Source organism: Streptomyces sp. JH34 (assembly GCF_029428875.1).
In the GTDB taxonomy this organism is placed as follows: domain Bacteria; phylum Actinomycetota; class Actinomycetes; order Streptomycetales; family Streptomycetaceae; genus Streptomyces.
On sequence record NZ_JAJSOO010000001.1, the window covers coordinates 647146 to 660145 of the forward strand.

5 protein-coding genes are annotated in these 13000 nt (G+C 68.5%); 3 read left to right on the forward strand and 2 right to left on the reverse strand.

Annotation, left to right across the window (positions count from 1 at the left end):
• Window positions 1-218: 218 nt before the first annotated feature.
• The 3 genes from LWJ43_RS03100 to LWJ43_RS03110 all read left to right on the forward strand — a co-directional run bounded on the left by LWJ43_RS03100 (window position 219) and on the right by LWJ43_RS03110 (window position 2843).
• The gene (locus tag LWJ43_RS03100) at window positions 219-1172 is read left to right on the forward strand and encodes a HAMP domain-containing sensor histidine kinase (protein WP_277330719.1); all 954 of its coding nucleotides are present in this window, start codon (window positions 219-221) and stop codon (window positions 1170-1172) included.
• Between the two features lie 4 nt (window positions 1173-1176).
• Window positions 1177-1848 (forward strand): response regulator, encoded by a 672-nt coding sequence (locus LWJ43_RS03105; RefSeq protein ID WP_277330720.1) that lies wholly within the window; start codon window positions 1177-1179, stop codon window positions 1846-1848.
• 98 nt (window positions 1849-1946) lie between these two features.
• The gene (locus tag LWJ43_RS03110; protein WP_277335794.1) at window positions 1947-2843 is read left to right on the forward strand and encodes a DUF2510 domain-containing protein; all 897 of its coding nucleotides are present in this window, start codon (window positions 1947-1949) and stop codon (window positions 2841-2843) included.
• Window positions 2844-3039: 196 nt separating this feature from the next.
• On the opposite strand, the gene LWJ43_RS03115 is transcribed toward LWJ43_RS03110, so the two are convergent.
• Window positions 3040-4011 (reverse strand): hypothetical protein, encoded by a 972-nt coding sequence (locus LWJ43_RS03115; RefSeq protein WP_277330721.1) that lies wholly within the window; start codon window positions 4009-4011, stop codon window positions 3040-3042.
• A 95-nt stretch (window positions 4012-4106) separates the two neighbouring features.
• Window positions 4107-12665, reverse strand: coding sequence for a golvesin C-terminal-like domain-containing protein (locus LWJ43_RS03120; RefSeq protein ID WP_277335795.1), 8559 nt, complete (start codon window positions 12663-12665; stop codon window positions 4107-4109).
• Between the last annotated feature and the right edge of the window lie 335 nt (window positions 12666-13000).

The window sequence follows — 13000 nt, forward strand, 5'->3', positions numbered from 1 at the left end:
CAGATGGATCAGTCGGACCGGAATCCTGTGGATCCGCCTCCATCGTCGGCGCCGGAGGGGGCCGCGGGACATCGGGGCTGACACCCATCTTCGAGGGGGCCCACCATGCAGACCCCGCCGCGGCCGCGGCCCGTGGCGGTGTCTGCGTGGTGGACCCCCGACCGGCGATAGTGGAGGCACCCGAACGCCGTGTACCGTCCGAAGGAGGCCGTGCGGTCTTGTCCCTGTTCTGGCGCATCTTCCTGCTCAACGCCGCCGTGCTGGTCGCCGCCGGGGCCCTGCTGCTGCTCGGCCCGATCACCGTGTCCGCCCCCGTGGTGCTGACGGAGGCCCTGATCCTGGCCGGCGGCATGACCCTGATGCTCGGCGCGAACGCCCTGCTCCTGCGGCTGGGGCTCGCACCGCTGCAACGGGTCACCCGGGCGATGGCGACCATCGACCTGCTGAGTCCGCGACCGCGCCCGGAGGTCGCCGGCGAGGGGGAGGTCGCGGCGCTGATCGAGACGTTCAACAGCATGCTCGACCGGCTGGAGGCCGAACGCGCGACCAGCAGCGCCCGCGCCCTCGGCGCCCAGGAGGCCGAACGCCGCCGGGTCGCACAGGAGTTGCACGACGAGGTGGGCCAGACCCTGACCGCGGTCCTGCTCGAGCTGAAACGGGTCACCGGTCACGCCCCGGAACCCCTGCGCGAGGAACTCACGCAGGTTCAGGAGATCACACGGGGAAGCCTGGACGAGATCCGACGGATCGCCCGGCGGCTGCGCCCCGGCGTGCTGGAGGAGCTCGGGCTGGTCAGCGCCCTGACGGCGCTGACCACGGAGACACCGACACCCAGGGGCCTGACGATCAGGCGGCGGATGGAGAAGGACCTGCCACCGCTGGGCGAGGAGGCGGAACTGGTCGTCTACCGCATCGCCCAGGAGGCGTTCACGAACACCGTCCGGCATGCCCGGGCCACGCTGCTCGAACTCTCCCTGCGCCGCCGCCCGGACGGGGTGGAGCTGCGCATCCGCGACGACGGTCGAGGCCTCGGGGACGCTCCCGAGGGCGCGGGGCTGCGCGGCATGCGCGAACGCGCCCTGCTCATCGGTGCCACACTCACCCTCTCCTCCGGCGCGACGGGCGGCACGGACGTGCGCCTCGACGTCCCCGTACGGAACGGAATCGCCTGAGATCATGTCCCACTCCCCCGACGGGTCCCCGAAGACCCGCATCCTCCTGGCCGATGACCACGCCCTGGTCCGTCGCGGTGTGCGGCTGATCCTCGACGGCGAGCCGGACCTCCAGGTCGTGGCCGAGGCGGGCGACGGCGCCGAGGCCATCGAGATGGCGCGCTCGGAACAGCCGGACCTGGCCGTGCTCGACATCGCGATGCCCCGCCTGACGGGTCTTCAGGCGGCACGCGAGCTGTCCAGGATCATGCCCGGCCTGCGCATCCTGATGCTCACCATGTACGACAACGAGCAGTACTTCTTCGAGGCGCTGAAGGCCGGCGCCTCGGGCTTCGTACTGAAGTCCGTCGCAGACCGGGATCTCGTCGAGGCCTGCCGCGCAGCCATGCGCGACGAGCCGTTTCTCTATCCGGGCGCGGTCACCGCCCTCATCAGGAACTACCTGGACCGGGTCAGGGACGGCGGGGACGTGCCGGACCGGGCGATCACCGAGCGGGAGGAGGAGATCCTCAAGCTGGTCGCCGAGGGCCACTCGTCGAAGGAGATCGCGGGCATGCTCGTGATCAGCGTCAAGACGGTGGAGCGGCACCGGGCCAACCTCCTGCAGAAGCTGGGACTCCGTGACCGGCTCGAACTCACCCGGTACGCGATCAGGGCGGGGCTCATCGAGCCCTGAGCGACCACGGGGAGCCTGCGGCCCCGAGCGCGCGAACGATCGTCTGTGCGTTTCATACGATTCTCACTCAGTGCGATTACCGTGCTCCTGTGACCCAGATGACCCCACCCGGCTGGCATCCAGACCCCGGGCACTCAGGAATCGGCCCCGCCCAGGAACGCTGGTGGGACGGCACCCGCTGGACCGACCAGCTCCGGATACCCCCCGCGACGGTCCGGCGCCGTCGTATACGCGTCGGCGCGGGCATCGCCGCCGGCATCGTCGTACTCGCGGCCGTCGGTGGCGGCGCGTACCTCCTGGGCAGCGGTTCGGGCGACAACACCGGCAGTTCGGCCGCGGCCCCCGCGCCCTCGGAGAGCCCGCGCCTTCCGGGCGGCCCGGGCAGCGAAGGCGGACAGGACGGCGGCAAGGGCGGGCAGGACGGCGGCGGCCAGAACCCCGACCAGCAGATGCCGCAGACGGAGGACGGGTACGCCACCGACTCCGCCAGCGGGATCAGCATCCCGGTACCCGACGGCTGGAAGGGCCAGTCCGGGGCGATCGGCGCCGGTGTGACGACCGGCGACTACGCGTGCCCCGGTGACGAGTCCGAGAAGTGCGTACGGGGCGGGGTGTTCTCAGCCCCGGCTCAGGCCCTGAAGATCGAGGCGACCACGGCGAAGGCCGCGGCGGAGGCCGACATCAAGGCCAACGCCGAGGAGTCCTACGGCGAGAAGATCTACGGCGGGATCACCTCGCACGAGGAGCTGGAGTCCCGGGCGGTCACGGTCGCCGGGCAGAAGGGCTACCAGGTCCGCTGGAAGGTGGTGACGAAGAACGGCGACGACGGCTACGTCGAGTCGCTCGCGTTCCCCTCCCCCGAGGTCACGAGCATGCTGGTGGTCGTCCGCTCCGGATTCGACATCAACTCCGAGGCCCCGAAGCTCTCGGTCCTGGACGACATCACCAAGGGCATCAAGAAGGCGGCCGGCACCGGTACCGGCGAGACCGCCTGAGGGACCCGATCACACCGTTGAGGCCGTACCGGACCGTTCCGGTACGGCCTCGACTCGTGGACCCCCGGCACGGCCTCACTCCGCACCGGTGTCCGCGGAGCCCCCGAGGATGACCGTGCCCAGCGACCGCGTACCGGCGGGCACCCGTGCGCCTGGAGCACGGCGACACAGACACGCCGGTCAGGATGGGCCCGGATCAGAACAGTGAGTTGTCGCCCCGCATCCGACGTCGCAGGAATGTGGAAAAGGTCTGGTCCTCCAGGTGCGTGAGCGCGGTGCCGCTCGGATCGGTGTAGGCGATGCGCCAGTCCTCGGGTGAGCCCTGGCCCGTGAGCCAGCCGAACATCTGCCCCTGTGCCTCGCCCCACTGCAGGAACAGCCGGTCCTCGTCCAGCCACCGCAGCCCCGGGGTCTCCGGCCTCGCCACGACGGGAAACACCCGGATACCGGCGACGACCCCGCCGGGGAATTCCCTCATGACGGCCAGGTAGTCCGCCGGAAGCGCACCGAACGACTCCTTGACGGCGTGGTCCAACAGCTCTTCCGCGTACTGCCGCACGCCCGGGACACCGATACCCCGCACCCTGGTGAGGATTTCCTCCACCGCCCCGATGTCCGGGTTCGCCAGCGCGGTGGCCGTCGCGCGCATGTCGTCGGCGACATTCCAGAACGAGCCCGATTCGTATTCCTCGTACGTCTCGAACGCGGGAACTCCATCGGGGCGTGCCAGAAGGGCCCGCGCGACGAACTCCGAGGCGGAGAAAGGAAGGTCGAGCCACAGCTGGAAATCGGAATCCGTGAGGACGGTTGTCCAGTTCCCGGTGTCCGGGTCGGTGGTGTCCCACAGCAGCACGCCGTCGCGGGCGGTGCGGCCCCACGGCACCATGCCGCCGGGCTGCGGGAAGAAGGACAGCGGAAGCTCGTGCTCGCGTGTGCGCAGGGATTCCTCCATGTCCGCGAGGCGCAGTGCGGCTTCCTCCGTGAAGTCCGGCAGAGAACGCACGGGGACATCGGGCCGGCTGAACATCACCGAAGCCGCGATCACCGCCGGCGGCAGCGCCTGGACCAGCAACTCGAAGTCCTCGGGAACGACCTGCCCGTGACCGTCGTCCTGCGCCCGCACCGGGGCGTCGAGACCGAGCAGCCGGATGACGTCGAGATGATTCATGTGTTCCTCCATGAACGGCATCGGCGGTGGGGTGGGCAGCCGCCGGCCGCTCACCCCACCGCCTCATCTGTGCCGGATCAGTCCCTCGAGGGGACTTAAACTCCGGACCCTATCAGTCGCGAGAATGTGCCTGATGAGCTCGATACGTACATGTGGACTCCGATCGGATTGGTCCTGTTGGGAACGTAGACCGGGACGGACTGGTAATAGACCCGTTCTCCCAGTTTGAGGCGCCTTTCGATCTCGTACTCGACAGCCCGCATGTCGGTCTGGTTCGCGGACTTCGTCGTCGGGACGATGTTCTGCCGGAGGTGAGTACCGCCGAATTCACGGGCGATCAGGTGAGCCCGGTTCCACTCGTCGGCGCTGCCCTGCAGGTTCCAGCCGACCGGGTTCTGCGGCTCGCTGGTGTTCCTCGGCGCCGGAGCGTCGGGATTCAGGCAGGCGAACCCGCCGGTGGCCCGGCCCTGTGTGTCCACCGGGGTGTTCCACACGGTGCTCGGCCCGGAGGAGTCCTGGCACTTCTTGTTCTCCTCCCCCGCGCGGTCGATCAGCTTGCGCTGGAGGGAGGTGTCCTCGGTCGCCTGTGACGACGTGAGGCCCTGGAAGATCCGGACCAGCATGGATACCGCTGCTCCGGTAGTGGTTCCCTGCGGGCCGCTCTTGGGCGCGGAGGGAGCCGGTCCCGGCGCCGGTGACGGCGTGGGCCCGCTGCTCGACCCGCTGGACGAGCTGGAGGAGGCCACGTCCTCCGCGGACGGCATCAGCTGGCTCAGCGCCGTCGCCGCGTCCTGAAGGTTCCCCTGGCCCTCCGGCGTCGCCGCGTACAGGGCCGTCACCAGGGCGGCCCCGGCCCACCAGACCAGCGGGATGGCGAAGTGGCCGTCCATCTCGACGAAGCTGGTGGGGTTGCCACCGGAGAACGCGTATCGGTTGCCGGTGAACGGGTCCGCGCCCAGGTTCATGTCGGCGAGGGCGCCGTTGTACATGTCCCGGGTGGTGAAGCGGTTGAGCCCCGGGCTGTAGTCCCGGAAGCCCATGTCGTACGTACCCGACTGGGCGTCCCAGCGCTTGGAGTTGAACCGGTAGGGGTTGTACTCCTGCTTCGTCGGATCCGCGACGTCCGGCTTGTCGATACCCGTGAACTCGGACTTGTCGTCGGAGCCGTAGGCGGTGTAGCCGTACGTCGCCTTGGTGTCACCGTCCTTGTCGGTCAGCGTCTCGACGTCACTGTGCGAGTTGTAGCCGTAGAAGCCGTCCTCACTCGTGCCGTCAGCGTTGTGCTTGACCTGGGAGAGACGCTCGCCCCACGGGCTGTACTGGTACGACTTGGTCAGCCGGCCGGCGACCTCCTCGCTCAGCACCTCGCCGGACAGGCCGAGGTAGCTGAAGTCGGTCGTCTTGCCGTCCGCCGTCTTCGACGTGGTGCGGTCCAGCGGGTCGAACGTGAACTTCGTCGACTTCATCGCACCGGTCCCGTCCATCTTCTGGGACTCCACGACGTGGTCGAAGCCGTCGTACACGCTCCTCTCGATGACCTTGCCGCCCGCGGTGACGGACTCCTGCCGGCCGAACGGGTCGTAGGCGTAGGTGGCCGTCGAGCCACCGGTGGTGGCACTGAGCAGCCGGTTGCGGTCGTAGTCGTAGACGGTGGTGACGTCCTTGACCGTCTGCCTGACGACGTTGGCGTTGTCGTCGTGGACGTACGTCTCGGTGCCCGCGCCGGTGCCGGTCTTGACCGACTTGGCGAGCCGTCCCACCGGGTCGTAGGTGTGGTCGGTGGTGGAGTCGAGGTACGCCGCGTGGTTGTCGGCGTTCATCTTCCTCGCGACGTCCTGCGCCTTGTTCCCGTTCAGGTCGTAGGCGTAGGTGTGCGAGGAGACGAGGGTTCCGGAGCCCTTCTTCTCCGTGGTCGACTTCAGGTCACCGCCGAGGAGGTAGGTGTGGTCGACGGTGTTGCTGTTGGCCTTGGTCTCCTTGAGCCGCTGCCCGCGGTCGGTGTACGTGAACGACGAGACCTTCGGCGACGCGTCCGTGGCGGACTTGCCCACCGAGATCGTCCTGACCAGCTCGCGCAGGTCGTAGGTGTACTCGGAGAACTGGCCGGGGTGCGTGATCGTGTCTGCCTGGCCGTTGCCGTCGTAGGTGTACGACGTGGCCTTCTTCTCCTGGCCCGCGAGGGCCTCGGTCACCTCCTCGACCTGGTTGAGGCCGGTGTAGGTGACCGTGTAGGCGTCGGTCTGCGCGCCGGCCGAGGTGTCGTCGATCGAGGTCAGGTTGCCGTTGACGTCGTAGGCGTAGGCGAAGGAGTTCTTCTCGGTGTCCGTCTCTCCGGCCGTGTCACGCACCAGCTTGACCGCGTCGGCGACCACGCTGCCGGAGCTGCTCTGCTCCACCTCGAGCTGGGCGTCATTGCCCTGCTTCAGGCTGTAGGAGCCCAGCGGCACCCAGGTCTCGGCGCCTGCCGTCTGGTCCTTGGTGACCGGGGGCTGGGTCGTCGCCCCCTGCGACAGCGTGTACTTCGCCGCCGTCGCCGCGCCCGTCACCTTCGGGTACTTCACGTACGCGGTGTACGAGCCGTCCTTCGGGATGTTCAGCGTCCAGGTGAAGGCATCGGCGCCCGTGCCGGCCGCGTGCCTGCGGTGGTCGTAGCCCTGCTGGCCGGCGAGGTCACCGGCCGTCCAGGTGCCCGTGGCGGAGGTGTGCTGGGTGTCGGAGTTGTCGACCAGCACCACCGACCTGCCCACCGGCACGCCGTCGTCCGCCTTGGACCTGAGCTTGCCGTCGGGGTAGTACGACTGCGTCATGGTGCGGTCCGAGGAACCGCCCGCCGACGTGAGCGTTCGGGCCTTCTGCTGCCCGAGCTCGGTGTAGTCGTACGTCGTGGTGATGTCCCACGGGTCGGTGGACTTCCGCGGCCAGCCGTTGTCGAAGTACTCGAAGACCGTGTCGTTGCGGACCGTCTGGCCCTCCGACGGCGGCAGCGACTGCCGCTCCACCCGCCCCACCGCGTCGTACACCGTCTGCGTGTAGACGTTCGGATCGTTGTTGCCGGCGTCGTTCGGATCGTACGGCTGGAACTGCCTGACGGGCCGGTTCAGCGCGTCGTACTCGGTACGCGCGGTGAAGTCGTCCGCGGTGGCTGTCGCCACACCCCTCGGCGAGATCACCTTGGTGGTGTTGCCGGCCTGGTCGTACTCGTACCTGGTGGTGCGGAACGTGGTCCCGTCGTACGGGACCTTGACCTCGGTCTGCTTGCCCCGCTCGTCATAGGCGTAGGTCGTGGTGCTGCCCACGGCGTCCGTGGTCGTGAGGACCTGCGAGTCCTTGTCGTAGGTGCGCGAGGTGACCTTGCCGGCCGCGTCCGTGGAGGTGGTGAGCCGGTGGTTCAGGTCGTAGGCCATCTTGGACGTGTAGTCCGTGGTGTCGGCGGTCGCGTTCTTCTTCGGGTCGACCACCATGTCGGTGTTGCCGACGTCGTCGAACGAGTAGGAGATCCTGTCGCCCGCGGAGTTGGCCGCCGAGGTGAGCTGGTAGATCTCGTCGTAGTGGTTCGTGGTGACGTAGTCGGTCGCGTCCGTCGTCGTCAGCGAACCCTTCGGCTCCGTGACGGTCCTGAGGTTGCCGACCTTGTCGTACGTGTAGGACGTCCTCCGCTCGGGGGACGTGGGCGTGTCCTTGGGCGCGGTGGCGGACTTGAGCTGGTCCGCGGCGTCGTACACCGCGGTCGAGACCGCGCCGTTGGGCGCCGTCGACGTGGTGACGTTGTCGTTGGCGTCGTAGACCGGGGCCGGGGTGGTGATCAGCTCGCCCGCGTCCTGGACCTTCGGGACCGTGTTCACCTTCGGCCGGCCGAAGGTGTCGTAGGTCTGCGTGGTCTTCTTGCCGAGCGCGTCGGTGACCTCGAGCACCTGGCCGCGCTCGTCGTAGAGGTACGACGTCCCCTTGCCCAGCGCGTCGGTGATCTTCGCCGGGTAGCCCGTGGGGCCGAACTCGCCGGTGGTCGTCGGGTTGCCGTTGGCGTCGGTCGCCTTGGTCAGCCGGCCGTAGGCGTCGTACTCGTACGACGTGGTGTAGTCACCCGCCGTCGTGGTGGCGACGCCCTTGGGGTCGGTGACCGCTTTCAGGTTGCCGAAGGCGTCATAGGCGAACTGCCACTTCCGGCCTTCCGGTGAGGTCTTGGTGGCCAGGTCGGCGGAATAGCCGTCCGCACGCGTCTGATACGTGTACCGGGCCGAGTTCGCCGGGTAGGTGCCCGGCGCGCAGTCCGAGGGCGGCGGAACGCCGGCCTTGTTGCTCTCCGCGTCCCTCTTCCAGAGCGGGTGGCCCGTCTTCTGTTCGTAGCAGTACGCGGTCTTGGCGCCGTTGGCCTCCTCCAGGTACGTGACGTTGTTGTCCGCGTCCCACGACAGCTTCGTGGTCTGCGCCTTGGCGTTCGTCGTCCGGACCGGCCGGCCGAAGTCGTCCGACACGAAGTCGGTGGCGTGCGACTCCGCGTCGGTCACCTCGGTGGCGGTGAACTTGGTGTTCCCCGCGTCGGCCGCGTAACCGAACCCGGTGACGCCCTGCAGACGCTCGGTGATCGTCTTGGTCCACCAGTGGTACTTCGGGTCGTCACCGGCCTGCGGCGCGTAGTACGACATCGCGGTGGCGTTGCCGCGGGGGTCGGTGGCCTTGACCAGCTTGACGTTCTTGTTGCCCTGCGTGGCGTCGTACTCGAAGCCGAACACCTTCGGCTGGGCGGAGCCCGCTCCGTCGGTCAGCTTCGTCAGCAGGCCCTTGTCGGAGTACTCGAAGGCGAACGTACGGCCCGATATCTCGGTCATCGACTTGATGTGGTCGATGATCTTCGGGTTGGAGCTGTCCGCCTTGGTGTAGTACTCGACGGTCAGCGACTGCCGACCGGACGGATCGGTGAGGTAACGCAGGAACTTGGTCGGCTTGTTGTTGGACTTCCGCTCCTCGTACGTGTAGGTCTGCGTGTTGCCGTTCTTCTCGACCAGCGACGTCATGTAGCCGTCGCAGCCGAAGAGGAACCGCGTCCCGTCGGGACGGGTCAGCGTCCACGCGTCCGAGATCGGGTCCTTGAGCGGGGTGCAGTCCAGACCGGGCTTGGCCGCCAGCTTGTAGTGGACGCCGGCCGGGGCCTTCCACGTTCCGTCGTCCTGCTTGCGGAACACGTGGGTCGTGCCGTCACCGTCCGGGAGCCGGATCTCGGTCGGGTTCGGCTTGGGGTGGAACTCCAGCGGTGCGCCGAGCCGGACCGGGCCGGACGCCTGGAAGGACCAGCCGTGACCGGAGACCGTGTCGGAGGTGTCGAGGCTGTTGTACGCGAACCGGGCGAAGGTGGTGACACCGCGGCCCGGGTTGGTGAACGCGTTGTACTGCCAGACGCTGTTGCCGGACGCCAGGTTGTTCATGACGGTCGAGCCGGCGCCGGTGTTCTTGCCCGTGTAGGAGTAGAACTTCTCCATGCCGAGCTGGTTGGAGGTCGGGTCCTCCACCGCCACGTTCTGCTTCAGGCCGGGGATGCCCGCGGTGCCCGAGGCCCACGTCCCGGCCGTCCTGTCGTACACGTCCCAGGTCAGGGCGTAGTCGGTGCGCTTGTTGCCCGAGTCCGAGTTGATCGGGGTCTTCACCTGCGCCTGCAGCTGGACGGAGTCACCGGGCGCCACGTCGCTCGGAAGCGCGGTCCGGATGTCGTTGCCGCCGCCCGTGACGTCGGTGCCGTCCGGAAGGGCCCACTTGTAGGCAAGGACGTGGTCGGCGACGTTCCACGTCGACGCGGTGGTGTTGGTGAGGGTGAAGTCGACCGTGTAGTCGGTGTTCGGGGTCATCCGCGCCGGGGTCTGCGGCGCGTAGTACGTCGACTCCGTGGTGGAGTCGATGTAGGTGACCACGATCCTGGGATGGAGTCGCGGCTCGGCGCCCTCGGAGGACAGGAACAGGGTGCGCTCCTGCGAGGCGGCCTCGTCGGCCATCTTGATGGCCACTCCCTGCTGGGAGGCCGGGGTGGTCACCCAGGACTGCGCGAGCGAGGTGACGCCCCAGTCGTGGCGCGCCGGGTCGTTGGTCTTCGCCCCGGTGTCGGCCGCCACCGCGCCGAAGTCACCGCCGGCGGTGGTCCAGTTCGTGGTCGCGTTGGCCTTGGCCCAGGTCGCGGTGGCCTCGTCGAAGTCACGCGTCAGCGGGCGGAGTTCGTAGAGGGCCCCGGTGGTGTCCTGGGCGGTCTGCGTGCTCCACAGCCGGACCTTCGCGTCCAGGACCCGGGCCGTGGCGGGGATGCCGAGGGCCGGGAACTTCAGCAGGGCGCGGGTGTCGCCGTAGGTCGCGGAGTTGTTGCCGACGCTCAGCCAGTTCTTCGGGCCACCGTCGTCGATCGTGTCGTGGGTGAGCGTGGTGCGGGCCGAGGACAGGGTCGTGTCCTGCGAGGCGGTCAGCACCTTCGTGGTGCGTCCGGCCTTCGGCAGCCGCACGAGCTGCGTCGGAGCGGCGACTACCTGGCCGTCCTTCGTCTTGACCGCGACCATGTAGTAGTAGGCGCGGCCGTACGGGTCGGGGTCGTCCGCCTTCGTCGGCGTCGCCGCCGTGTCCGTGAACGACGTGGTGGCCGGCGCCACCGGGGAGACCAGCGTCGCGGCCGACGGCGTGAAAGTCTGGTTGATCGAACGGTGGACCTGGTACTCGACGATGTCGTCGGCGGTCCCGATCTGGTCCCGGTCCTGGTACGCCGACCAGGACAGTTCCGCGCCCGTGTCGTGGATCGTGGTCGGGGCGGCGAGGTCGACGCCCTGGCGGCCGAAGGTCAGCACGAGACGTGGGTAGTTGGCGGTCTCGCCGTCATACCCGAACTCGCTGCCCTCGTAGCGGGGGCCGCCCTTGGGGCCGTTCGCGCTCTCGTCGCCGGCCTTGATCACGAAGCCGTTGTTGACCTGGGCGCCGTCGATCCAGGACTGGACGGTCTTGGTGACGGGGAAGGTGTGCCAGGTGTTCAGCTCGCCCGGCCGCTTGGTGACCACGCCGCCCTTGGTGAACCGGACCGCGTCCGCGATCACCGACGTGCTGGTCGACGCCGGACCGTCACCGAGAACGATCTTGCCCAGGGTTCCGGCCCTGAACGGATGCGAGCCGAGCGTCTTCCACACGCCGGCCGTGCCGGCCTGCTGGTCGACCTTGTACGCCTTCGTCCCGCCGTCGTACGTCACGGTGTACGGGGCGTCGGTGGCACGGTCCGAGGCCGGGACGTTGTGCGCCTCGACCTGATAGGTGCCGTCCTCGGGGAGGCTCGGCTGCCAGGTGTACGTGTCGCCCGCGGCCGAGTCCTTGTTGTACAGGTAGTCCTGGTTGACCGCGTGCTGCGTGTACGCCGTGTTCCCCGACGCGGGCCAGGCGCCGACGGCTGCTGTCCGTCCGGCGTCGCCGTCGTCCACCACGACCGCGGTGCCGGACAGCTCACCGGTGATCGCGTTGGCGCTGTTCCAGGTGGCCTGGTCCTCGGTCCACGGCTGCGTGGCGCGGTGCGCCTCCAGCTGGACCTCGGTATCGCCCGTGGTGTGGAACTGGTCGTAGTACAGCTTCAGGTCAGCCGAGTCGAGCTTCGTGCCGGCCGGTACGCCGGTCAGCGGGAACCGCATCAGCGCACGCGAGGATCCGGTGCTGGTGTTGCCGACCGACAACCGCCAGTTGTCGTCGTAGTTCGTCCCCGGTCCGTCCGAGGAGATCATGACGTCCTGCGCCGTCGTCGGCGTCGGAGCGATCGAGATCGTCGGGTCGACCGTCACCGGGTACTGCCGCTCCGGCGCGGACAGCCACTTCGCATCGGGGGTTACCGTCAGCTTCCAGCCTCTTCCGGCCCTGGTCAGCTTCTGGGTGACCGTCTTGCTGTAGGCGAAACCGTACGGCGACTGGGCGTCCTTCCTGGCGTCCGTCATGAACGCCGCGGGGATCACCATCACCGGGTGGGCGGCCTCGCCGTAGAAGGAGACCGAACCGTCCTTGCCCGGCTTCGGCGTCAGCCCGCCGGCGTCCAGAGTGAAGGTGAAGGAGACCGGGCCCGTGGGCTTGCGGTCCAGGAGGATGTTCTCCTTCACCCGGCCGGGACCCACCTGGTAGGACAGGTCCGCACCGGCCACGGCGTCCTTGTACGTGACGGTGTCGCCCTTGGCGACGGGGGTGAGCCTGCCCGCGCCCTCAAGGCCCAGAGTCACCGCATGCCCGTCACCGGACTCGAAGCGGAGCAGCCTGTCGGCGTCCGATCCGAACCAGCTACTGGCAGCGTTGGTCCTGTTGGCGAAGTCGAAGCCCTTGGTGCCGGTCGGGATGACCGTCGGGTCGATGTCCTTCCACGACTTCCCCGCCCGGTACCCGGTCGGCATCGCCGACACCTCGGCCTGCACCCGGCCGTCGGACAGCTTCCAGTACCGGGCGTTCGCCGTGCGCTTGCCCGTCAGTTCCGCGACGCGCTTCGCCTTCCCGGCCGCCTTGCCCTTCGGCAGCTTCTCCCGGCTCGGCAGCACCGGAGTCCCACCGGTCGACGTCTCCTTCGGCCCGTCCGACTCGCCCTCGTCGTCGTCGAACCAGCCCGCGAGGGTATCGACGATACCCTCGTCGTTATCATTCGAAACCGTTGCCGCATAGGCGACTTGTGGCAGCATGGTCCCGGCGACCGCCGAAACCACGAGGCAGGCTATCGCCCGCCCGTATCTGACTTTCACGCCATTCCCTTCATCGGCCCATCCCGCACCAGGCGAAAAGGGCGCACCGACGCGCCGGCGCGGGCACTCCGTCGCCGTTCACGGTGGACCTGACCTCGACCGGAGCACCTCAAGGCACGCCGAACCAGGCCACCTCCCGCATACGGAGAAATGGCCTCGCCGGAGATGAGCCGATCGTGGCGGGCAGATTCTGAACATGGGAGTTGACGCCCCGTCAACCGTTAACGCATTTAGGGCATTTCAGCTACCGGAACAAGGCGGTTGGGGGCACCTTG

What these genes read in the sequence shown, in the direction of transcription:
- LWJ43_RS03105 (WP_277330720.1), top strand. Translation starts at nt 1,177, where the DNA reads ATGTCCCACTCCCCCGACGGGTCCCCGAAGACCCGCATCCTCCTGGCC.
- LWJ43_RS03115 (WP_277330721.1), bottom strand. Translation starts at nt 4,011, where the DNA reads ATGAATCATCTCGACGTCATCCGGCTGCTCGGTCTCGACGCCCCGGTG.
- LWJ43_RS03120 (WP_277335795.1), bottom strand. Translation starts at nt 12,665, where the DNA reads ATGCTGCCACAAGTCGCCTATGCGGCAACGGTTTCGAATGATAACGAC.
- LWJ43_RS03110 (WP_277335794.1), top strand. Translation starts at nt 1,947, where the DNA reads ATGACCCCACCCGGCTGGCATCCAGACCCCGGGCACTCAGGAATCGGC.